Origin of the sequence: Paraburkholderia sp. A1RI-2L (genome assembly GCF_048957375.1) — a bacterium.
In the GTDB taxonomy this organism is placed as follows: domain Bacteria; phylum Pseudomonadota; class Gammaproteobacteria; order Burkholderiales; family Burkholderiaceae; genus Paraburkholderia.
The window spans coordinates 795,261-817,951 of record NZ_JARBTA010000004.1 but is presented as its reverse complement, the minus strand read 5'-3'; the positions used below and the strand labels follow the sequence as shown (position 1 = coordinate 817,951).

Genomic DNA, 22,691 nt, shown 5'->3' with positions numbered 1-22,691 from the left:
GATTTTCCCATTCCAACTTTTACTCAGGATTCCTGCTCATGCGCGAAGCCGTCATTGTCTCCACTGCACGCACGCCGCTGACCAAGGCGCACCGCGGCGAATTCAACATCACGCCCGGCCCGGCGCTCGCGTCGTTCGCCGTGCGCTCCGCCGTGGAGCGCTCCGGCATCGATCCGGAATCGATCGAGGACGCCGTCCTCGGCTGCGGCTATCCCGAAGGCATCACCGGCCGCAACGTCGCGCGTCAGGCCGTGGTGCGGGCCGGCTTGCCGCTTTCGATTGCCGGCACGACCGTCAACCGCTTTTGCGCATCGGGTCTGCAGGCGGTGGCGATTGCCGCGGGCCGCATCGTCGTCGATGGCGCGCCGGCCATGATCGCGGGCGGCGTCGAAAGCATCTCGGGCATCAGCCGCGACCTGCATCGCGCGAGCGACCTGGACCCGTGGCTCGTCGAGCACAAGCCGGAGCTCTACATGGAAATGATCGACACCGCCGATATCGTCGCGCAGCGCTATGGGATCAGCCGGGAAGCGCAGGACCGCTTTTCGGTGGCGAGCCAGCACAAGACCGAAGCCGCACAACGCGCGGGCCGGTTCGCGGAGGAGATCGTGCCGGTCATCACGACGATGGCCGTCACCGACAAGCAAACCGGCGAAGTGAGCCAGCGCGAGGTGACGATCGATGTCGATACCTGCAATCGCCGGGGCACGACGTACGATGCGCTCGCGAAGTTGGCGCCCGTCAAGGGGCCGGAGAAGTTCGTCACGGCGGGCAACGCATCGCAGCTTTCGGACGGTGCTTCGGCATGCGTCATGATGGAAGCGAAGGAAGCCGAGCGCCGCAACGTCGCGCCGCTCGGCGCGTTCCGCGGCCTCGCGATGGCCGGCTGCGAGCCCGACGAGATGGGCATTGGCCCCGTGTTCGCGGTGCCCAAGCTGCTCGCGCGCCATGGCATCGCGATGGACGACATCGGCCTCTGGGAAATCAACGAGGCTTTCGCCTCGCAGGCGATCTACTGCCAGCAGCGCCTGGGCATTCCGGACGAACGCTTGAACGTGAACGGTGGAGCGATTGCCGTCGGTCATCCGTTCGGTATGACCGGCGCGCGTCTCGCGGGGCATGTGCTGCTCGAAGGACGTCGCCGGGGCGTGAAGTACGCGGTCGTCACGATGTGCATCTCCGGCGGAATGGGCGCCGCGGCCCTGTTCGAAATCTACTGAAAGACGCTCGCACGGTGCGCGCTGCTGCTGCCCTGAACCCTGACTCTCCGGACTTGCCATGTCGAATCTGAATTCATCGCTGCCGCTTGCGGGCGTGCGCGTTCTCGATCTTTCCCGCGTGCTGGCGGGTCCCTGGTGCGCGACGGTGCTGGGCGATCTCGGTGCCGAAGTCATCAAGATCGAACATCCGCGCCGCGGCGACGACACGCGCGACTGGGGGCTGCGGGTCGGTTCGACCCAGACGTCCTATTTCAACAGCGCGAACCGCAACAAGCGCTCGGTGACGGTCGACTTGCAGACGACCGAAGGCCAGCAGATCGTGCGCGATCTCGCGCGCCAAAGCGACGTCGTGATCCAGAACTTCAAGTTCGGCGGCGTGAAAAAGATGGGGCTCGGCTATGAGCAGCTGAAACAGGTGCGCGAGGACCTGATCTACTGCTCGATCTCCGGCTACGACCGCACGGGCCCGGAAGCCACGCGGCCCGGCTACGACCTCGTGGTGCAGGGCGAGGCCGGACTGATGGCGCTGAACGGCGAAGCCAGCCAGCCGCCGCTGAAGTTCGGCGTGGCGGCGGTCGATCTCTTCACCGGCATGTACTCGGCCCAGGCCATCCTCGCGTTGCTGTTCGAGCGCCAGCGCACCGGCAAGGGGCGCCACATCGAGATGGCGCTGTTCGATTGCGGCCTGATGATTACCTCGTACTACGGGCTCGAAGCGCTGATGAAGGGCGAAGACCCGCTGCGCGTCGGCAACGCCCATCCGTCTATCGTGCCGTATGGCGTGTTCGACGCGGAAGACGGGCCGCTCGTCATCACGGTCGGCAATAACAGGCAGTACGAGCGCTTCTGCCGCGAGGTGATCGAGCGCCCCGATCTCGTCGACGACGAGCGCTTCAGGACCAATCTCGGCCGGGCCGAGCACCGCGCGGCACTGCTGCCGGAAATCGATCGCGAACTGGGCCGGCGCAAGCGCCAGGATTTGCTGGAGCGCCTGAGAGGGGCCGGCATTCCGTGCGGCGAAGTGCTGGGCGTGCATGAGGCGCTGACGTCGAAGCGGGCGACCGACGCCGGGCTCGTGGCGACGCACGATCACCCGGAGGGCGGCCGCGCGAGCGTGCTGGCGCCGCCGTATCGCCTCGACGGCGCGCGTCCTCCGGTGCGGCGCGCGCCGCCGCAGCTCGGCGAAGGCACGGCAGACGTGCTGCATGCGCTGCTCGGGATCTCCGATGAGCGGATCGCGCAATTGAAGGCCGCTGGTGTGGTTTGACGAAGCGAGCCAAAGACCAAAAAGAAAGGAACGCTAATGAAGATGCAGGACATGGAGGCCGGGCAGAAGATCGCCGCTGCCGGACGAGCAAAGCTGCCGCTGTATCCGTGGGTCGTGTTTGCGCTGACCCTGGGCCTGGTGATGTCCGACTACATGTCGAGGCAGGTGCTCACGGCCGTGTTCCCGCTGATCAAGGCGGCGTGGCAGTTGTCGGACACGCAGCTCGGCTCGCTCAACAGCGTGGTGGCGCTGCTGGTGGGCACGCTCACGCTGCCGCTTTCACTGCTGGCCGCGCGCTGGGGGCATGTCAAGAGCATCTTCATCATGGCGGCCCTGTGGAGCCTCGCCACGCTGGGCTGCGCCGTCTCCACGAACTATGGCGAAATGCTCGCTGCGCGCGCGCTGGTCGGCATCGGCGAGGCGGCTTACGGTGCGGTGGCGCCCGCGCTCCTCTTGAGCGTCTTTCCCGTCTCCATGCGCGCCGTTCTCTTCGCGGCCTTCACGGCGGGCGCGTCGTTCGGCTCGGTGCTGGGGCTCGCGTGCGGCGGCGCGATCGCGGCCCATCTGGGATGGCCGTGGTCGTTTGCCTCGATGGGGATCTTCGGCATGGTGCTGGTGATCGTGTTGCGCGCCGTCGTGACCGAAGGGCGGGTATCGCGCTACCAGTCGGGGAACGCAGGTGGCGCACCGGCGGCATTGGGCGCGCGGGCGGCGTTGCGCAGCCTGATCGGCGGCATTGCATCGTCACGCTCGCTCGTTTGCGCGTATCTAGGCAGCGGCTTGCAGTTGTTCTGCACGGCGTCGCTATGGGCGTGGATGCCGAGCTATCTGAACCGCTACTACGGGATGGCAACGGGCCGCGCCGCGCTGACGGCAGCCGGGTTCGTGATGCTCTCGGGCGTCGGCATGATCGCATGCGGCCTGATCGCCGACCGGATCGGCAAAACGCGGCCGGCGCGCAAGTGGGACGCGGCGTTCCTCTATTGCCTCACGGTGTTCGCGCTGCTCGCAATTGCGTTCCGTCTCGCGCCGGGCGCACTGCAACTCGTGCTGATCGGCGTGGCGATGTTCATCACGTCGGGAACCAATGGCCCGGGTGGCGCCATGGTGGCGAATCTCACGCCGCGCGCCATTCACGCATCGGCTTTCGCGCTGCTGGCAATCACCTACAACCTGCTCGGCACCGCGCCGGGGCCGTACTTCACCGGCTTCTTCGCGGACCGCATCGGCTTGCATGGCGCCTTGCAGTACATGCCGTTCGTCAGCGTGATTTCGGCCACGGCATTTTTCATCGGCAAACGCAGCTATGCGCGCGATCTCGCGCGTGTCGATGCGCATTGAAATCTGCGCTGAACGCGCGCGCTCAGGCTGGCGCGTCGCCTGGGCGCGCGAGCGATGCGCTGGCGAAAGCGCGCACGGCGGGGGAGAGTTCCCGCCGCCGGCTCGCCAGCGCGAGGTGAACGGGATGTTCGAAATCGGCAATGGGCTTGTAGAAGAGGCCCGGCTGCGTGAAATGGGACATCGATTCGGGCACCACGGCGACGCCATAGCCGGCCGACGCGAGGCTGAGCCCAGAGATGAAGTCGCGCACGCGATAGTCGAGAAACGCCGAGAAACCGCCGGCGGCGCCCAATGCGGACAGCACCTCGCCGAATCCTTCGTCCTCGTCGAATTGAGGCGAAATGAAGCTCTGGTCCTTCAGGTCGCGCGCCATCAGCTTGCGGCGCGTCGCCAGCGGGTGCGTGTCGGCCATCGCAACCATGAGGCGCTCGGTATGGACGATCGTGGCCACGATGCCGGGCGGATATTGGCGCCTCGGCCGCGCGATGCCGATATCGATTTCGCCGCCATCGAGCGCTTCGAACTGGCGCGGCGTTTCCATGGGCACGACATCGACGCGCACGTTCGGATGCGATAGACGGAAGTCGCGCAGCATCGCGGAGAGCGCGCCGCTGGACACGCCCGACGCCACGTAGCCGATCCGCACGATGCCGGCCAGGCCGCGGGCCGCCAGTCGGCCGATCTGATCGGCGCGTTCGATATGCCGTAAGGCCGCCATGGCTTCGGCATGGAACAGCCGCCCGGCATCGGTGAGCGTGACGGGCTGGCGCTTGTTGCGGTTCAGCAGGCGCACGCCGAGGTCTTGCTCGAGACGCTGAATCTGGGCGCTCAGCGCCGATTGCGCGATGTCGAGGCGATCCGCCGCGCGCGCGAAATGCAATTCCTCGACCACGGCGGTGAAGTATCTGAGCTGGCGAGCGTCGATCATTTAATCTGGAAAGGCGTTTAAAGGTCTGTAACCGCTATCCAGATGCTATCAAAAATTCGCTGGCCTGACGCGGGCAGCCTCTTTTACACCGTGCAGTTTACTTATCCAGAAAATAAACTACACTGACGAGTCTACTTTGCGGAAACACTCCATGGCATCGATCCCTGATTTCCTTGACCGAACCTTCGGACTCGCCGCGGCGCGGCGCTCGCGCGTCGTCTCGGACGGCTCGCCGCAGCACGACGGCACGCGCTTTCGCAACGTGCGCCCGCGTCCGCAGGAAGGCTTTGCAAAGACGCTTGGCATCGCGTGGAACGTGTTGTTCAGGAAGCCGCGGGGCACGGCGCCGGCTGGCGTGCTGCCCGTCGACGCGCTGAGCCGGGCGGATCTCGATGCCGCGCCCGAGCGCAGCCTGTACCGGCTCGGCCATTCGACGCTGCTTTTGAAGTTGCGCGGCGAATACTGGCTCACCGACCCGGTGTTCGGCGAGCGCGCCTCGCCGTTCAAGCGCATGGGCCCGAAGCGCTTCCACGCGCCGCCCATCGCGCTTGCCGATTTGCCGCCGCTGCGCGGCGTGATTCTTTCGCACGATCATTACGACCACCTCGACCGCGAGACCGTGCTCGCGCTGGACGCTCGCACGGGCCTGTTTCTCACGCCGCTGGGCGTGGGCGAGCGGCTGATCGAGTGGGGTATCGACGCGGCCAAGGTGCGCCAGCTCGACTGGTGGCAAAGCGCGGAAGTGATGGGCATCACATTCACGGCCACGCCCGCGCAGCACTTCTCCGGGCGCAGCCTGTTCGACGGCGATAGCACGCTATGGGCCTCGTGGGTGATCGCCGATGCCGATCTGCGGGTGTTTTTCAGCGGCGATACGGGTTACTTCGACGGCTTTCGCGAGATTGGCGAGCGCCTCGGGCCGTTCGACGTCACGCTGATCGAGACCGGCGCTTACGATGCGCAGTGGCCCCATGTGCATATGCAGCCCGAGGAAACGGTGCAGGCGCACCTCGACTTGCGCGGCCGCTGGCTCGTGCCGATCCACAACGGCACCTTCGATCTGGCGATGCATCACTGGCAGGAGCCTTTCGAGCGCGTGACGGGCCTGTCGCTCGCGCGCGGCGTGGCGCTGGCCACGCCGCGCATGGGCGAGCGGCTCGATCTCTTGGAGCCGCGGCGCGGCGAGCGCTGGTGGAGAGAAGCGGCGAGCGAGGCGCAAGCAACGGGCGCACGCGCGCGTGGGTGGCGGTTGTGCAGGGAAGAGAGCGGGGCGGGGTCGTGAGGGGGGCTGTGCGGGGCGCGCAAGTTTTCTCCCGCGAGAAACAACGCCGCCGGCAAACGCCGGCGGCTTCATAAACACGACCTGGCAGACAGGTGGCCGAAAACGCTTCCCTACGCTCTGATCCCCGGCGACCTTGCCGGTGCGGTCGGCAGCGGATTCTGCGGCGCCACAGCAGGCGCCGGCACTCGCTGCGTCGGCTCCACGATCACCACAGGGTCCGGCATGGCCCACAACGGCACTGCAAAAACCACGTTCCGTGGCGCCGGCATCGCGAATCCATCAGCGAAGGCGGCATGCTGGAGCGCCATCATCTGCTGTTGCATGGCCATCATTTGCTGCTGCATCGCCACCATTTGCGCTTGGGCGGCCTGCATCTGCCGCAGCGCGGCGGGGGACGGCGCGCCGCCCGTGCTCGTCTGCATTTCGTAGCTGGAGCTGCCGCCGGGGCTGCGCCAGCTCCACGTACTGACCTTCATCGGGCCCATCGCCGTCTGGACGACGTGGGTTTCGGCCTTCACCGGCACCGCCTGGCCGTTGACGTTGACGAACATCGGCTGCGCGGCGTGCTGCCCGTCCATCGACGCGCCCCCCTCGCCGGCCAGCGCAAGCATCGGGGCGAGCGCCAGCGCCCCCAACGCCAAATACGAACGTAATCGCATTTTCGTACCTCCTTCGATCGATAGTGCTCGAATCAACACGAAAGACTCATGCAACTCCCCAAGGGAGTCGCCGAAAACTATGCGGACGCAGTCTTAAACGGGCATTAAACCGCCGGTTCCGCGAGCGCGCACTCGACCTGCGTCGCGCATCCTGACGAATTTCCACCAGAGGCTTTCAAAAGACAAAAGGCTTTGCTAATATCCCGGCCGATATGTAATGAGAATGAGTCGCATTTGTGTTCCGGAATATTCCGGCGCAGAAGGCTCTCCAACTCTGGCCGATATGAACAACCAACGAACCACGCGCCGTACGGGACGCAGGCTCCACCGCCCAGTGCGGATTGCCGCCTGGCTGACGTTTGCTGCCGCGGCCCAGTCCGCTTTCGCCCAATCCGCCGCGGACGGGGGCGCCGCCGGGCGGGCGCATGCCGCAAGCGGCGCGAACGTCGCGATACCTGATGGGGCCGCCCCACGCGTCGCGACACCCGATGGGGCAGCCGCAGGCGCCGCGCCGTCCGTCACCGAACAGTCGCTGCCTGCCGTGAAGGTGAGCGCCGCCGCCGTGGCCGACTCGCCGCTGCATCTGGACACGCCGGTGTCGAATGGCGCGCTCGGCACGCGCTCGCAGCTCGATACCCCGTTCTCGACCACGGTGGTCACGGGCGAAGATCTCGCCGACCGCCAGGTGAACAAGCTCGGCGACGTGTTCGCCGGCGATGCATCGGTCACCGACAACAGCAACGCCTATAGCGCGTGGGCCACCTACATCACGATTCGCGGCCTGCCGATCGACTGGCAGAACGGCTTTCGCATCGACGGCAATCCGTTCATTTCGTACGGCATCACCATGCCCTACGAGAATCTCGAGCGCGTCGAGCTGCTCAAGGGGCTCGGCGGTTTCATGTACGGCTTTGCGCAGCCGGGCGGAATGGTCAATTACGTCACAAAGAGGCCGGGCCAAGACCCGGTCACGAGCTTCGACCTCGGCTATCGCATGGACGGCGTGCTTACCCAGCACGTCGATTTGAGCCGCCGCTTCGGCCCCGACGGCAGGTTCGGCGCGCGCATCAACTACACGCACGAAGCTGGCAAGACTTACAACGCTGGCGACATCAACCGCAACTCGCTGGCGCTCGCTCTTGACGGGCAGCTCACGCGCGACCTGCAAGTCTATTTCAACGCGATCTATCAGCAAAGCCGTTCGAGCGGCCAGATGCCGGCCATCTACACGGGCAGCTACACGGCTTCGAGCCTGCCCGCGACGATCAGCGGCGGCACCAACTGGCTCGCGGGCACTGACCAGCATCTGAACACCAACCTGCAGCTCTACACGGCCGGCATCAAATACCAGATCGCGCCCGACTGGACCTTCAATACCTCGGCGAGCTATAGCAAGTCGGCGCGGGACCGCAACGAAAGCACGCTCACGCTGCTCGACCAGGCGGGCAACTACACCGATAGCCGCTGGAACGGCGACGAAGGCCACCAGGACATCTACTGGCAGGGCGCGTTCGAAGGCAAGGTGAAGACCGGGCCGCTCACGCATCATCTGGTGTTGGGCGCGGCGCTCCAGCATCAGACCAACGACTATGGCACAGCGGCGGGCACGGTCATCCGGACGCTCGGCGAGGGCAATCTCTACGAGCTCAATCCGTTCCGCTATTACTCGGGCAGCGGCCTGCAAAAATACCGCGCCAGCGAGATCAATCAGAAGTCGCTGTTCGTGAGCGACACCGTCGATCTGACCCGCCGCTGGTCGCTGCTCGCGGGCGTGCGCTACACGAATTACGATCAGGAGTCCTTCGCCGAATCGGGTGCGACGACCGCATCGTATGGGCAGAACGGCGTGATTACGCCGATCTTCGCGCTCATGTACGAGCTCGAACCGCAAACCACGCTCTACGCGAGCTATGTGGAATCGCTGGAGCCTGGGCAAGTTGTTTCGGATATCTATGCAAATGGCGGATCGGTGCTGAAGCCGCTGCGCTCGCGCCAGTACGAGATGGGCATCAAGAGCGAGCATGCGCGCTGGAGCGCGAACGCGGCGTTGTTCCGCATCGAGCGCGGCGCGAGTTACGCGAACGCCCAGAACGTGCTCACGCAGGACGGCAATTCGATCTACGAGGGCATCGAGGCGGGCGGCAGCGTGCGTCTCGGGCGTAGCTGGGAGGTGGCGGGCGATCTCATGCTGCTCGACACGTGGTATGCGAAGGGGCAGCAGTACAACGGCAATCGCGTGGCCGGCGCACCGCAGTTCGTCGCGGCGGCGCGCGTGAGCTACGACGTGCCATTCGCGCCGGGCCTGCGCCTGGGCGCCGACGCCAAGTACACGGGCAACACGGAAGTGCGTCCGGCCGGCAACCTGGAGACGGGCGGCTACATGATCGTGGACGTTGGGGCGAACTATATGACGCGCATCGGCGGCCACGACGTGACGCTGCGCGCGGCCATCGACAACCTCACGAACCGGCGGTACTGGATGTTCCAGTACGACAACTACATCGCGCCGGGCGACCCGCGCACGGTGAGCCTGAACGCGAAGATCGATTTTTGAGCGCCCATAATCAAAAACCGTGCCGTACCGTCAGCGTTGCGCCGGTGCTGCGCGAATGCAGGATTGCGAGGCGCGCGGTGCCCGAGAACACCCAGTCGTTGACGGTCAGCGACAGCCGCCGCTGAGGTTGCGCGCCGATCGACAACGTGGCGTTCGGGACTTCGGTGAGCGCGAGCGCGGGCGCGGTCGAACGGCCCATCTGGAGATACGCGGATGACTGCTGCGGCTGCGCCGCCCCTGGCGCCAGACTGGCGCTCTCGCCGCCGAGCCGGAAGTCATGGTCGATCTTCACGCTGTAGAAGTCCGGCAGCTGCGCGTCGAAGGGCGCGCGCTGCTCCGCCTGATACTGGAATTCATAGCGATGCAGCCAGGTTTGCGGCGCCGGAATGGAAGTCATGACTTCCATGGGCAGCGGCGCGATGCTGGCGACCGTCATCTCCTCGGGTGGCCCGGCGAGCGTGCCGTCCGCGAGCGCGTACCCGCTCAGCAGGAGGCACACCGCGCCAACAATCCTTTCGTTCAGGCACGTCATGGACATGCCTCCTTTGAAAGAACGAAAACGTCACGCCACCGGAATCGTTGCGTCCGGACCGACCGTCTTTATCGCCTGGCTTGTACTCCAACATTCTAGTCAGTCAGATGCGGCTTGCTATTCGGATGTATGCGGCAGCGCACAGTCGCAGTGCTGGCGGTCTGCCGCTATCGGTTGTCAGTTTTACGCTATATGACTTGATCCTGACGCGGGAATACTACGTCGACCAAGAACGAAACTCGGCGGTTCGGCAATGAGAAAGCATGTGGATGGCACGGCAATGGCCATCATGGTGACGCTGTGCCTGGTCTGGGGTTTTCAGCAGGTGGCCATCAAGGCGGTGGCCGGCGACATCGCGCCCATGATGCAAGTGAGCGTGCGCTCGGGCATCGCTGCCATGCTCGTGTGGCTGTATAACCGCTTCGTGACGCGTGAGCGCTGGGTGCCCGGCGTCGCGCTGCGCTCGGGACTCGCGGTGGGCGTGCTGTTCGCGCTCGAATTCCTGTTCGTTGCCGAGGCGCTGCGCTGGACCCACGCCTCGCACGTGGCCGTGCTGCTCTACACCGCGCCCATGTTCGCCGCGATCGGCCTGCATCTGAAGCTGCCCGATGAACGCCTCGCCGGTCTTCAATGGTGCGGCATCGGCCTTGCGTTCGCGGGCATCGCCGTCGCGTTTCTCGGGCCAACGCTGCTGGGCGGGGGCTCGAGAAACGCGACGGCAGGCCCCGACTGGCTGCTCGGCGACTTCATGGCGCTGTGCGGCGGCGCGGCGTGGGGCATGACCACGATCGTCGTGCGCACCACGCGCCTGAGCGAGGCGCCCCCCACCCAGACGCTCTTCTATCAGCTCGCGTGCGCCTTCCTGCTGTTGCCGGTCGCCTTCGCCACCGGCCAGACCACGCTTCACAGCGCGCCGCTCGCGCTCGCGAGCCTCGCGTTCCAGGCCGTCGCGGTGGCCTTCGTGAGCTACCTGACGTGGTTCTGGCTGCTGCGCCGCTATTTTGCGGCGCGGCTTGGCGTGCTCTCGTTCATGACGCCGCTGTTCGGCGTGGCGATGGGTGTGGTGCTGCTGCGCGAGCATGTCGATGCGGCGTTTCTCGCGGGCTCGGCGCTCGTGCTCACGGGCCTTTTGATCGTCAACGGCGAGGCGTGGCTGCGCCAGCTATTCGCACGCGGCGCCCGCGCCCAGGGCGGCGCGGGGGTTTGAGGGGCGCGGGCTGACTCGTCGCGGGCTGTATTGGGCAGGGCGTCAGGTGCGCTATGCCGAAATCGTCATTGCCATTGCGCCGTTCGAGCAAGACGGACACGCGGGCGAGACCTAGGATTGTCGCCATGAAAGCCCTCACCGTAATCGACTCCCATACCGGCGGCGAGCCTACGCGGCTCGTTACCGAAGGCGGCCCCGAGCTGGGCCGCGGCCCGCTCAAGGAGCGGCTCGAAATTTTCCGCCGCGACTTCGACCACATGCGCGCTGGCATCGTCAATGAGCCGCGCGGCTCGGACGTGATGGTCGGTGCGCTGCTCTGCGAACCGCACGATCCCAGCTGTTCGGCGGGCGTGATCTTCTTCAACAACGTGGGCTTTCTCGGCATGTGCGGGCACGGCACGATTGGCCTGGTCGTTTCGCTGGCGCATCTGGGGCGCATCGCGCCGGGCGTGCATCGCATCGAGACGCCCGTGGGTGTGGTCGAGGCCGAATTGCACACGGATCGCAGCGTGACGGTGCGCAATGTGCCCGCCTGGCGCTACCGCCAGGGCGTGCCGCTCGACGTGCCGGGCCTCGGCCGCATCCATGGCGACATCGCGTGGGGCGGCAACTGGTTCTTCCTCGTCTCCGATCACGGCCAGCAACTCGAGTTCGCTAATGTCGAATCGCTCACGGAAGTCTCGTGGGCCATCCGCCAGGCGCTCGAAGCCAATGGCATCACGGGCGAGGGGGGCGCGCAGATCGACCACATCGAGCTGTTCGCGCACTCCGATCAGGCCGGCATCGATAGCCGCAATTTCGTGCTGTGCCCCGGCAAGGCCTACGACCGCTCGCCGTGCGGCACCGGCACGAGCGCGAAGATTGCGTGCCTCGCCGCCGACGGCGTGCTCGCGCCGGGCGCGCACTGGCGCCAGGAGAGCATCGTGGGCAGCGTGTTCGAGGCGCAGTACGAAAACGCCGCGGATCTCGCGCCCGGCTACGTGCGTCCGAGCATTCGCGGCACGGCGCACATCAGCGCGGAAGCCAGGCTGATTTTCAGCGACGACGATCCCTTCGCGTGGGGCATTCGCGCGTGACGAAGCCGATGGGTTCCTGTCCCGATGTGATCGTGGTGGGCGCGGGTATCGTGGGCGCGGCGTGCGCGCACGAGCTTGCGCAGCAGGGCGCCGATGTGCTCGTGCTCGATCGCGCGGGCGTGGGCGGCGGCGTGACGGCTGCGGGCATGGGGCACCTCGTGGTGATGGACGATTCGCCCGCGGAGTTCGCGCTTTCCGCATGGTCGCGCGAGCTGTGGCTCGATCTCGCGCCGCGCCTCACTGTGCGCGAGGCGTTCGTGCGTTGCGGCACGCTGTGGGTCGCCGCCGACGATGAAGAATACGCACTCGCGCAAGCGCGCCAGCAGGCGCTCGCCAGTCAGGGCGTGGCGTGCTCGATGCTCGACGCGCAGCAGGTGCGCGAAGCGGAGCCCGCATTGCGCAAGGATTTGCAAGGCGGCATGGTGATTCCCGACGATGCCGTGGTCTACGCGCCGGCGGTTGCCGCCTGGCTGCTCGCGCAGCCGGTGAAAGGGCGCGTCGCGTGCCGGCTGGGCGCGAGTGTCGCGCGCGTGGACCGCGCGGGCGTGGTGCTGGCCGACGGCGAGACGCTTGCGGCCGGCGCGGTGCTGATCGCCAACGGCCTGCAAGCCGTCGATCTGCTGCCCGGCCTGCCGATGCAGGCAAAGAAGGGACATCTGCTTATCACGGACCGTTACCCGGGCACGGTGCGCCACCAGATTCTCGAACTCGGCTACATCAAGAGCGCGCACAACGCGACCGGCACCTCGGTGGCGTTCAACGTGCAGCCGCGTCCCACGGGGCAATTGCTGATCGGCTCGTCGCGCCAGTTCGACAGCCTCGATGCCGCCGTGGAGCCCGCCATCCTCGCGCGCATGCTGCGCCGCGCAGCCGAGTATTTGCCGGAGCTGCCGTCGCTCAACGCGATTCGCGCGTGGACGGGCTTCCGGCCCGCGACCCGCGACGGCCTGCCGCTCATCGGCCCGGCTGCGCAATTTTCCGGCGACACGCACTATCCCTCGACATGGCTCGCAACCGGGCACGAAGGCCTGGGCGTGACCACGGCGCTGGCTACCGCCAAACTGATCGCCGCGCAGATGCTCGGCATGCCGGAGATGTCGAGGATCGACGCCACGCCGTATTTGCCGGCACGCTTCGGTGCAAATGCCGCGACGCAGGCTGCAACGACAGGAGCCGCGCATGGCTGAGACGATCACGCTCAACGTCGATGGCCAACGCGTCAGCGTCGCACGAGGCAGTTCGGTCGTAGCGGCCGTGGCGCTTGCGGCGGGAATGCACAAGGGTTGCACGGGAGATGCAGCCGTGATTACGCGCCGCTCCGTGAGCGGTGCGCTGCGCGGGCCGCTGTGCGGCATGGGCGTATGCCAGGAGTGCCGCGTGACGATCGATGGCGTGCGGCATCGGCTCGCGTGCCAGACGCTCTGCGCGGAAGGCATGGAAGTGGTCACGGGGAGGGCTGCCGCATGAAGTTCGACATCCTGATTATCGGCGCGGGCCCGGCGGGATTGAACGCCGCGCGCGTGGCGGCGCATGCGGGCGCGCAGGTCGGCATCGTCGACGACAACGCGTTGCCCGGCGGCCAGATCTGGCGTCAGGGCCCCGCGCATCCGCCGGCGGGCCGCGCGCGCGAGGCTATCGAGGCGCTCGCGAAGCTTTCCAACGTCTCGCGCATGAGCGGCACGCGCGTCGTGCAGGCCACGGGCGCGCGGCAATTGCTGCTCGAAGATGCCGCGCGCGGCTTTACGGTCGACTACGGCAAGCTCATCGTGGCGACGGGCGCGCGCGAACGCTTCCTGCCGTATCCGGGCTGGACGCTGCCGGGCGTGACGGGTGCCGGCGGCCTCCAGGCGCTCGTGAAGGGCGGCATGCCGGTGCGCGGCGAACACATCGTGATCGCGGGGACCGGGCCGCTGTTGTGGGCCGCCGCCGTCACGGCGCGCGAGCATGGCGCACAGGTGGCGGCCATCGTCGAGCAGGCGCCGCCCGATGCCGTGCGCCAATTCGCGGCCGGGCTCGTGGCGACGCCCGCGAAGCTCGTGCAGGCGGCGCGCATGCGCTTCGATCTGCGCGCCACGCCGTACCTGTGCGGCGCGCATGTGGCGGCGGCGGGCGGCGAGACGCAACTCACGCACGTGCGCATTCGCAAGGGCCGCGAGGAGATCCGCATCGATTGCGAACGTCTCGCCTGCGCTTATGGACTGGTGCCGAATACGCTGGTGGGCGCGGCGCTCGGGTGCAGGATCGACGAAACGCAGGGCATGGCCGCGATTGCCGTGGATGACATGCAGACCACGTCGCAGCCCGATGTCTACGCGGCGGGCGAATGCACGGGCGTGGGCGGCATGGAGCTGGCAGCAGTGGAAGGCCGCATTGCGGCGCACGCGGCGCTTGGCGAAGTCGATCAGGCGCGGGCGCTGTTCGCGCAACGCGCGCGCTATCGGCGCTTTGCTGCGCGCATGCATGCGGCTTTCGCGCTCGATCCGCAATTGCGCACGCTTGCCGAACCCGACACGGCGCTGTGCCGCTGCGAAGACGTGCGCTACGGCGATGCCGCCCGGCATCGCTCATGGCGCGACGCCAAGCTGCAGACGCGCTGCGGCATGGGGCCTTGCCAGGGCAAGATCTGCGGCGAAGCGGCGGCCTTTTGCTTCGGCTGGCCGCGCACTGGACAGAACGGCCAGCGCCCGCCGTTTTCGCCGGCGCGCATCGGCACCTTGCTCGAAGTGAGCGGCGAGGCATAACGCCGGACCCCTGCGTCGGCACAGACAACGGGCGGCGCGAAACGTTCGCCGCCGATTTTTGTCGCGGATGCCCAAGCCCGCAAGGCAAGGGCATAATCGAGCGGGTCCCGACTCGATACGCCGCGCAATGTCCGCACTGGTTCTGCCCGCCGCCCTGGAAAACACGACGCTGCCGCAGATGGTGGCGCACTTCTCCCTGCTCGAACCACTCTTCGACGCCATGCCCGATGTGGTCTTCTTCGTGAAGGACCACGAGGCGCGCTATGTGATCGCCAACCTCACGCTTGCGGCGCGCTGCGGCTTCAAGGACAAGCGCGCGCTGCTCGGCAAAACCGCGGAGGAGGTCTTTCCAAGGCGCTTCGGCCGCATCTACACCGAACAGGACCAGGCCGTCGTGCGCCTGAACAGCCGGCTCATCGACCAGCTCGAACTGCATCTGTATCCGGGGCGCCAGCCCGGTTGGTGCCTGACCTCGAAGGTGCCGCTGCAGGACGCGCAAGGGCGCGTGCTGGGCGTGGCCGGCATCTCGCGCGACCTGCAGGCCGCGGAAGGCACGCATCCCGCGTATCAACGTCTTGCCGTCGCCGCGAAGTACATCCAGGACAACTATGCGCAGCCGCTCAAGCTCTCGCACCTGGCCACGCTCATCGACATGTCGGTTGCGCAGATCGAGCGCTATTTCCACAAGATCTTCCATCTGACGCCGCGCCAGATGCTGCTGAAGACGCGGCTGGACGCGGCCTCCGAACTGCTCGCCGGCGACCTCAGCATCACCGACGTGGCCACGCGCTGCGGCTATAACGATCACAGCGCGTTCACGCGGCAATTCAAGGCCACGGTGGGGCTCACGCCGAGCCAATACCGCGCGTTGCTGCATCCGCAAACCGGCGACGTCTGAGCGCGAAAGCCACGCCGGCGGCTTCGCGCGCGGATCTCCAGGGGTTGTCCCGGATAAAACGGCACAGGCAGGCGCCCGCGCGCCCGACTGTGCCGATTTCGTCTTTTTGAGTCGCGAAAGCTCTCAAGATTTACGCACGCCGGATAGCGATACTTCTCCCATCGCCACACCATGTTGGCGGACCCATTCACCGAAGGAGATTGTCACCGTGAGCCGTAACGCTATCCAATGGAGCGGGGTGTTTCCCGCCGTCAGCACCCAGTTCAAGCCGGACTTCTCGGTCGACATCGAAGCGACCCACCGGGTGGTGAGCAACCTCGTCAAGGACGGCGTGTCGGGCCTCGTGGTGTGCGGCACCGTGGGCGAGAACACTTCGCTGAACACCAGCGAGAAGCTGGCCGTAATCGAAGCCGCGCGCGATGCGGCGGGCGGCAAGGTGCCGGTGATCGCGGGCGTGGCCGAGTTCACCACCGAGTTCGCGCGCCAGACCGTGCGCGAAGCGCAGCGCGTGGGCGTGGACGGCGTGATGGTGATGCCGGCGCTCGTGTACTCTGCCAAGCCGCACGAGACGGCCGCGCACTTCCGCGCGGTCGCGTCGAGCACCGACCTGCCGGTGATGGTCTACAACAACCCGCCGATCTACAAGAACGACGTCACGCCCGATGTGCTGATCGCCATTCAGGATTGCGAGAACATCGTCTGCTTCAAGGACTCGTCGGGCGACACGAGCCGCTTCATCGACCTGCGCAATGCCGTGGGCGACCGCTTCGTGCTGTTCGCGGGCCTCGACGACGTGGTGGTCGAGAGCATCGCCGTGGGCGCCGAGGGCTGGGTCTCGGGCATGTCGAACGTGTTCCCGAAGGAAGGCGAGACGCTGTTCCGCCTCGCGAAGCAAAAGCGCTTCGACGAAGCGCTCGCGCTCTACCGCTGGTTCATGCCGCTGCTGCACCTCGATGCGCGCCCCGACCTCGTGCAGTGCATCAAGCTGTGCGAAGAGCTCGTGGGCCGCGGCAGCGCGCTCACGCGCGCGCCGCGCCTCGCGCTGGAAGGCGAAGCGCTCGCGCACGTGAAGGCCGTGATGGAGAAGGCGCTCGCGACCCGTCCGCAACTGCCTGACGTGGGACTCTGAAGCCTGGCGTTCTTGAACGCGATCTTTCCATTCGTTTTGAAATCGGGCCTTACTGGCCCGGTTTGCATTTTTGCAGGGGCATTATGACTATCACCGGCCAGTCGCTGATCGGCGCGGCAAGCGTGCCAGGCACGAACGGCGCATTTCACGGCATCGACGCCCGCACGGGCGAAGCGCTCGAACCCGCATTCGGCGGCGCGACCCAGCATGATCTGGAGCGCGCATGCGCGCTTGCGGAAGCCGCTTTCGACACGTACCGCGAGACGGATCTGGAAGCGCGCGCGGCTTTTCTCGAAACGATAGGAGAGCAGATCAATGCGATCGGCGATGCGCTGATCGAACGCTGCATGGCCGAAACCGGCTTGCCGCGCGCACGCCTCGAAGGCGAGCGCGGGCGCACGGTCACGCAGCTCCGGCTCTTTGCGGCGGTGCTGCGCAATGGCGATTGCGTCGATGCGCGCATCGATCCGGCGCAGCCCGAGCGCAAGCCCCTGCCGCGCGTGGACCTGCGGCTGCGCAATATCGCGCTGGGGCCCGTGGCGGTGTTCGGCGCATCGAATTTCCCGCTGGCGTTTTCGGTGGCGGGCGGCGATACGGCATCGGCGCTGGCGGCCGGCTGCCCCGTGATCGTGAAGGCGCATGGCGCGCATCCGGGCACGTCTGAACTCGTCGGGCGCGCGATCCAGCGCGCCGTGCAACGATGCGGTCTGCCCGAAGGCGTGTTCTCGATGCTGTTCGACAGTGGAATCGCCGTTGGCCAGGCGCTGGTCGCCGATCACCGCATCAAGGCGGTGGGCTTCACGGGATCGCGCGCAGCGGGCGTGGCGCTCATGAAGATTGCGAACGCGCGTCCCGAGCCGATTCCTGTCTATGCGGAAATGAGCGCGATCAATCCGGTGGTGCTGTTGCCGGGCGCGCTGGCCGCGCGCGGCGCGGCGATCGCGCAGCCGTTCACGGTTTCGCTCACTCAGGGTGCGGGCCAGTTCTGCACCAATCCGGGCCTGGTGCTCGCCGTGCAAGGCGAGCCCCTGCACGCCTTCGAGCAGGCCGCGAGCGCGGCGCTTGCGAATACGAGCGCAGCGACGATGCTCACGCCCGGCATTCACGCGAACTACTGCAAGGGCGTCGAGCGTCTCGCGGCGAACCCCAGCGTGGAGCGGCTTGCAAGCGGCGCTGCAGGCGGGCGTTTCGACGCTCAGGCGGCGCTCTTCGCGACCACGGCTGATGCGTTCCTTTCCCAGCCCGAACTGCGCGACGAAGTTTTCGGCCCGGTGTCGCTGATCGTGCGCTGCAAGGATCTGAACGAGCTGCATGGCGTGCTCAAGGCGCTGGAAGGTCAATTGACGGTGGCCATGCATCTGGACGCCGCCGACCACGCAGCGTGCCGCGCTCTGTTGCCAACGCTCGAGCGCAAGGCGGGCCGAATTCTCGTGAACGGTTTCGGCACGGGCGTGGAAGTCGGTCATGCGATGGTGCACGGCGGCCCGTTCCCGGCAACCACGGATGCGCGCACGACTTCGGTGGGCAGCCGCGCCATCGAGCGCTTCCTGCGCCCGGTTTCGTATCAGGATCTGCCTGACGCCTTGCTGCCCGCAGCGCTGCGCGCAGCCAATCCTCTCGGGCTCACGCGGCGCGTGGACGGCGTGATCGTTCGCGAGGTGCATAAGGATGACTAATCAAAATCCGGGCGTCACGCTGTCGCTCGACGAACTATTTGCATTGGCGCGCAAGGCGCTCATCCATCATGGCCTGTCGCTCGCGCACGCGGAAGCGATCGCGCACGTCATCACCCAGGGCCAGCGCGACGAGTGCCATTCGCATGGCATCTACCGTTTGCTCGGCTGCGTGCGCTCCGTGCGCAGCGGCAAGGTCGATCCGGGTGCGGAGCCCACCTTGCGCAACGTGTCGCCGGGCGTGCTCGCCGTGGATGCGCATTACGGCTTTTCGCTGCTCGCCTTCGAGCGGGGCTTGCCGGTGCTCGCGGAAAAAGCCCGCACGCAAGGCATCGCGGCGATGGCCATCAATCGCTGCTTCCATTTTTCGGCGCTATGGCCGGAGGTGGAAGCCGTTGCGGCGCAAGGCCTGGTCGGTCTTGCGATGAACCCGAGCCATAGCTGGGTCGCGCCGGCCGGCGGCACGCGCGGCGTGTTCGGCACCAATCCGATTGCGTTTGCGTGGCCGCGCGAGCATGGGCATCCGTTCGTGTTCGACTTCGCGACCAGCGCGATCGCGCGCGGCGACATCGAACTGCATGCGCGCGAGGGCAAGCCCATTCCCGACCATTGGGCAATCGACAGCGAAGGCAAGCCGACCACCGACGCGCGCGCCGCGCTGGAGGGCGCGATGCAGACGTTCGGCGGCCACAAGGGCTCGGCGCTGGCGGCCATGGTGGAGCTGCTGGCAGGCGCGCTGATCGGCGATCTCACGAGCATGGAGTCGCAGGCGTTCGACGATGGCGCGGGAGCGGCGCCCTGTCATGGCGAACTGGTGATTGCGATTGATCCGCGCCGGTTCCTGGGCGCGGACTACGCGGCGGGGCAGGAACGGGCCGAGCGGTTGTTTGCGGCGGTGGTCGGGCAGGGCGCGCGCTTGCCGTCGCAGCGGCGCTTCGAGGCGCGCGAGCGCAGCGAGCGCGATGGCGTGCGCATTCCGCAGGCGCTGTATGACGATGTGATGAAGTTGTTTGAGTGACACCCGAAGGGTGCTTGTGCGCGCGGCGCGGTTTATGCTGCGCCGCGCAATATTTGTATCTGCGCCATCATTCTCCACGTGGAGATTTATTGCAAATTTGGCAATTTTCCCAATTACGCGGAATAACGCTTTGATCGCCGGTGCCCCAGAGATCGCGTGCTGCCCGTGACGATCTGGCGTTGCGAGGTGGCGGAGACCCCACGGATCAGGGGCGGCGCTTGCCGCGGCCACCAGCGGGTTTTCCTGCCGGCGTACGTGGCCCCGCGGCTGGCTTGCCGGCGGCTTTGCTGCGTGGCTTTTGCACGCTGAATGGACTACCGGCGATCAAGCTCGTGTCCATACCCGTGGCTGCAGCGGGCTGTGCCGCGGGCTTGCGTTTGTTTTCGCCACCTTGCGGGCGCGGTTTTTTGCCGGGCATCTGCGCAGCGACCGGCGCAGCTTGCGGCACCTTGGGCTTCTTGGGCTTTTTGGGTTTCTTGATGATCTGGCCCGTCGCGCTGGTTTCCGGCACGCGGTGGTCGGCTTCGAAACCCGGCTCTTCTTCACGACGCAGCGTTTGCCCGATCAGCGCTTCAATGGCGGCCAGCTGCGGGGCTTCATCGGCACACACGAGGGACACTGCCACGCCACTGGCGCCCGCGCGGCCGGTGCGGCCAATACGGTGCACATAGTCTTGCGCCACGATCGGCAGATCGACGTTGATCACCAGCGGCAGGTCGTCGATATCCAGCCCTCGCGCAGCCACATCGGTAGCTACCAGCATGTTGACTTCGCCCGCCTTGAAGCGCTCCAGCGCTCGCAGACGCGCGGGTTGTGGTTTGTCGCCGTGGATGGTGTCGACCGCATAGCCCGCGTCGTCCAGTATGGCCGCCAGGTAATCCGCGCCTTTGCGGGTTTTGACGAACACCAGCGCGTGGTCCCACTTGTTCTCGGCCACCAGGTGCATGAAGAGATCAGGCTTGTTCTTTTTATCCACCGGCACCACCCACTGCTTGATCTTGCTGGCCGTGGCATTGGGCGGGCTGACACTGATATTGACTGGGCCGCGCAGAATGTTCGCCGCCATGGCGCGGATATCGTCGGTAAACGTGGCGGAGAACAGCAGGGTTTGGCGCCGGGCGGGCAGGGCCGCAAAGACGGCGTTGAGTTCGCGCGCAAAGCCGAGATCGAGCATGCGGTCGGCCTCGTCCAGCACCAGCGTTTGTACCTGATCGAACTGCACGGCGTTCTGGCGATTGAGGTCCAGCAAACGGCCCGGCGTGGCAACGAGCACATCCACGCCCTTGCGCAACTTCATCATCTGCGGGTTAATGCTCACACCGCCGTAGGCGGCCAGAAATCGCAAGTCGAGACCTTTGCCGTAGGCGATAAAGCTTTGCAGCACTTGTTCAGCCAGTTCGCGCGTGGGCACCAGTACCAGAACGCGCGCGCGGTTGCTGGGCACTGCCGGGCCGTGTTGCACCAGCCGTTGCAACAGCGGCAGCGCAAACCCCGCCGTTTTGCCCGTGCCGGTCTGTGCCGCGGCCATGACGTCCTTGCCACCGAGCACAGCAGGAATCGCCTTGGCCTGCACCGGCGTGGGTGTCTGGTAATTGAGGTCCTGCACATTGCGCAGCAAGGGATCGATCAGGCCAAGCGAGGCAAAGGACATTGGCGTATTCCGGGAAAAAAACGCAATTCTAGCGGTTGCCGCCCGCTTGCGCCGCGACGGCACGCTGCACTACGAGACATCGACGAGCCGTGCCGCCACCCGCGCGAGCCTCGATTACATCAACAACAAACACGCCGGGGCCGCCGCGAACCCGGCGACCTCAACTGCAACGGAGCCGCTTCATGGCGTTTTTTGAACTCAACGGCATGCGTCCTCGCGTCGACGCATCCGCGTATGGGCATCCTTCCGCAGTCGTGATTGGCGACGGGACGATTGGCGCGCATTGCTATATCGGCCCGCACGCGAGCCTGCGCGGCGACTTCGGGGCGATCGTGATCGAAGAAGGCAGTAATGTTCAGGATAACTGCACGTTGCACGTCGGCGTTCGCGAGACCTGCTGGCTGGGCGTCAATAGCCACATCGGACATGGGGCGGTCGTGCACGGCGCCCGTCTCGAACCGGACGTGATGATCGGCATGAACGCCGTCGTCATGGACGGCGTCGTGGTCGGCAGGCAAACGATCGTCGCCGCGTGTGCTTTCGTCAAGGCGGGCTGGGAAGTGCCGGCCGCCGTGCTGGTGGCCGGCGTGCCGGGACGCGTCGTGCGGCGTCTGGATGAAGCGGAGATTGCCGGCAAGGCGGAAGGCACGCGGCTTTATCAGCAGCTTGCACGGGATTGCTTGCGTACGATGACGGAGGTGGAGGGCGAGGCGCGATGATCGACACACCAACCCGCACGTTCCCCTCAACACCGCCCCTCACGCAACGCCCGTTCCCACTCGGGCCGCCCATTGGCGCGCGCCAGATCCGCTGCCGCATCCCAGTCATACTCCACCGCATGAAACTCGGCGCGCCAGCCTGACGCCGTGCGCGTGACCGTTGCATAGCGCGCGTGCGGCGAACCCGTCTCGATGCGATGCGGCCATGGGCGGTCATCGTCGTAGGCCTGAAGTCCCACGCTGCCCGGATTGACCACGAGCCGCCCATCGCCAAGTGTCGCGCAGCGCGGCATGTGTGTATGACCGCACAGAATCAGGCGTTCCGCACCATGGCCCGCGCGGCGCTCGACTTCCTCCAGGGTGGCGGCGCGGCATCCCGCATCCGTCACGGTCTCGAGAAAATAGTCGAGATCGTTGTCCGGGGTGCCGTGAACCATGAGCACGTCATCGCCGATGCTCAGCGTGGCCGGCAGCCGCGTGATCCAGTCGAGCTGGTCGGCGCGCAACGCCGCGCGCGCGAAGCGGTCGGATTGCCTCATAGGCTCGATGTCACTGCCCAGCAGTTGCCGTTCGTGGTTGCCGCGAATGGTGGGCAGGTCGAGCGCCATCAGCCGGTCGGCCGTTTCGGCTGGCAAGAGCGATCCGGACACGATGTCGCCGAGATTGACGATCAGGTCTGCGTCCTGCGAGCGGATGTGGCGCAGGACGGCGTCGAGCGCGGCGAGATTGCCGTGAATGTCCGAGAGTGCAGCGATTTTCATGACATCGCAATGGGTGAGAAGAGGTCTTCATTCTC

20 protein-coding genes are annotated in these 22,691 nt (G+C 66.4%); 15 read left to right on the top strand and 5 right to left on the bottom strand.

All coding sequences use genetic code 11. From position 1 onward, the window contains the following. Positions 1-38: 38 nt before the first annotated feature. The 3 genes from PWP93_RS32180 to PWP93_RS32170 are packed head-to-tail and all read left to right on the top strand — an operon-like array spanning position 39 to position 3,828. Positions 39-1,220, top strand: a complete 1,182-nt coding sequence (locus tag PWP93_RS32180; RefSeq protein ID WP_421047606.1) for an acetyl-CoA C-acyltransferase — start codon at positions 39-41, stop codon at positions 1,218-1,220. Positions 1,221-1,278: 58 nt separating this feature from the next. Continuing rightward, positions 1,279-2,487, top strand: coding sequence for a CaiB/BaiF CoA transferase family protein (locus tag PWP93_RS32175; RefSeq protein ID WP_421047605.1), 1,209 nt, complete (start codon positions 1,279-1,281; stop codon positions 2,485-2,487). Between the two features lie 36 nt (positions 2,488-2,523). Beyond that, complete coding sequence (locus tag PWP93_RS32170; protein ID WP_421047604.1) at positions 2,524-3,828, top strand: MFS transporter; 1,305 nt, start codon at positions 2,524-2,526, stop codon at positions 3,826-3,828. A gap of 22 nt (positions 3,829-3,850) precedes the next feature. On the opposite strand, the gene PWP93_RS32165 is transcribed toward PWP93_RS32170, so the two are convergent. Beyond that, on the bottom strand, positions 3,851-4,756 hold the full coding sequence (locus PWP93_RS32165; RefSeq protein ID WP_421047603.1) for a LysR family transcriptional regulator: 906 nt from the start codon (positions 4,754-4,756) through the stop codon (positions 3,851-3,853). Between the two features lie 151 nt (positions 4,757-4,907). On the opposite strand from PWP93_RS32165, the gene PWP93_RS32160 reads away from it, so the two are divergent. Continuing rightward, positions 4,908-6,038 carry an MBL fold metallo-hydrolase gene (locus PWP93_RS32160; RefSeq protein WP_421047602.1) on the top strand — a complete coding sequence of 377 codons (1,131 nt, stop codon included), beginning with the start codon at positions 4,908-4,910 and terminating at the stop codon, positions 6,036-6,038. A gap of 110 nt (positions 6,039-6,148) precedes the next feature. Here the strand turns inward: PWP93_RS32160 and PWP93_RS32155 are convergent, their stop codons facing one another. Further along, complete coding sequence (locus PWP93_RS32155) at positions 6,149-6,697, bottom strand: hypothetical protein (RefSeq protein WP_421047601.1); 549 nt, start codon at positions 6,695-6,697, stop codon at positions 6,149-6,151. Positions 6,698-6,980: 283 nt separating this feature from the next. Between PWP93_RS32155 and PWP93_RS32150 the strand changes: the two genes are divergently transcribed. After that, entirely contained in the window at positions 6,981-9,251 is a 2,271-nt protein-coding gene (locus PWP93_RS32150; RefSeq protein ID WP_421047600.1) for a TonB-dependent siderophore receptor, read from the top strand. Positions 9,252-9,261: 10 nt separating this feature from the next. On the opposite strand, the gene PWP93_RS32145 is transcribed toward PWP93_RS32150, so the two are convergent. Continuing rightward, entirely contained in the window at positions 9,262-9,783 is a 522-nt protein-coding gene (locus PWP93_RS32145; protein WP_421047599.1) for a hypothetical protein, read from the bottom strand. A 253-nt stretch (positions 9,784-10,036) separates the two neighbouring features. Between PWP93_RS32145 and PWP93_RS32140 the strand changes: the two genes are divergently transcribed. From PWP93_RS32140 to PWP93_RS32100, 9 genes are all read left to right on the top strand, one after another. Then, positions 10,037-10,990 (top strand): DMT family transporter, encoded by a 954-nt coding sequence (locus PWP93_RS32140; protein ID WP_421047598.1) that lies wholly within the window; start codon positions 10,037-10,039, stop codon positions 10,988-10,990. Between the two features lie 125 nt (positions 10,991-11,115). Next, positions 11,116-12,066, top strand: coding sequence for a 4-hydroxyproline epimerase (locus PWP93_RS32135; protein WP_421047597.1), 951 nt, complete (start codon positions 11,116-11,118; stop codon positions 12,064-12,066). Between the two features lie 8 nt (positions 12,067-12,074). Further along, positions 12,075-13,253, top strand: coding sequence for an NAD(P)/FAD-dependent oxidoreductase (locus PWP93_RS32130; protein WP_421047728.1), 1,179 nt, complete (start codon positions 12,075-12,077; stop codon positions 13,251-13,253). Continuing rightward, positions 13,246-13,533: a 2Fe-2S iron-sulfur cluster-binding protein gene (locus PWP93_RS32125; protein ID WP_421047596.1), complete on the top strand. Its 288-nt coding sequence runs from the start codon at positions 13,246-13,248 to the stop codon at positions 13,531-13,533. The genes PWP93_RS32130 and PWP93_RS32125 overlap by 8 nt, the downstream gene beginning before the upstream one ends. Then, on the top strand, positions 13,530-14,807 hold the full coding sequence (locus PWP93_RS32120; RefSeq protein ID WP_421047595.1) for an FAD-dependent oxidoreductase: 1,278 nt from the start codon (positions 13,530-13,532) through the stop codon (positions 14,805-14,807). The genes PWP93_RS32125 and PWP93_RS32120 overlap by 4 nt, the downstream gene beginning before the upstream one ends. 127 nt (positions 14,808-14,934) lie before the next feature. Next, entirely contained in the window at positions 14,935-15,705 is a 771-nt protein-coding gene (locus PWP93_RS32115; protein ID WP_421047594.1) for a helix-turn-helix domain-containing protein, read from the top strand. Between the two features lie 208 nt (positions 15,706-15,913). Beyond that, positions 15,914-16,834: a dihydrodipicolinate synthase family protein gene (locus tag PWP93_RS32110; protein WP_175195211.1), complete on the top strand. Its 921-nt coding sequence runs from the start codon at positions 15,914-15,916 to the stop codon at positions 16,832-16,834. Between the two features lie 83 nt (positions 16,835-16,917). Beyond that, the gene (locus PWP93_RS32105) at positions 16,918-18,510 is read left to right on the top strand and encodes an aldehyde dehydrogenase (NADP(+)) (RefSeq protein WP_421047593.1); all 1,593 of its coding nucleotides are present in this window, start codon (positions 16,918-16,920) and stop codon (positions 18,508-18,510) included. After that, complete coding sequence (locus PWP93_RS32100; protein WP_421047592.1) at positions 18,503-19,525, top strand: Ldh family oxidoreductase; 1,023 nt, start codon at positions 18,503-18,505, stop codon at positions 19,523-19,525. Before PWP93_RS32105 ends, PWP93_RS32100 begins: the two co-directional genes overlap by 8 nt. Positions 19,526-19,730: 205 nt before the next feature. On the opposite strand, the gene PWP93_RS32095 is transcribed toward PWP93_RS32100, so the two are convergent. Continuing rightward, positions 19,731-21,176, bottom strand: coding sequence for a DEAD/DEAH box helicase (locus tag PWP93_RS32095; protein WP_421047591.1), 1,446 nt, complete (start codon positions 21,174-21,176; stop codon positions 19,731-19,733). A 182-nt stretch (positions 21,177-21,358) separates the two neighbouring features. Between PWP93_RS32095 and PWP93_RS32090 the strand changes: the two genes are divergently transcribed. Next, positions 21,359-21,895 (top strand): transferase hexapeptide repeat family protein, encoded by a 537-nt coding sequence (locus PWP93_RS32090; RefSeq protein ID WP_421047590.1) that lies wholly within the window; start codon positions 21,359-21,361, stop codon positions 21,893-21,895. A 26-nt stretch (positions 21,896-21,921) separates the two neighbouring features. Here the strand turns inward: PWP93_RS32090 and PWP93_RS32085 are convergent, their stop codons facing one another. Then, entirely contained in the window at positions 21,922-22,656 is a 735-nt protein-coding gene (locus PWP93_RS32085; RefSeq protein WP_421028156.1) for a metallophosphoesterase family protein, read from the bottom strand. Positions 22,657-22,691: the final 35 nt, after the last annotated feature.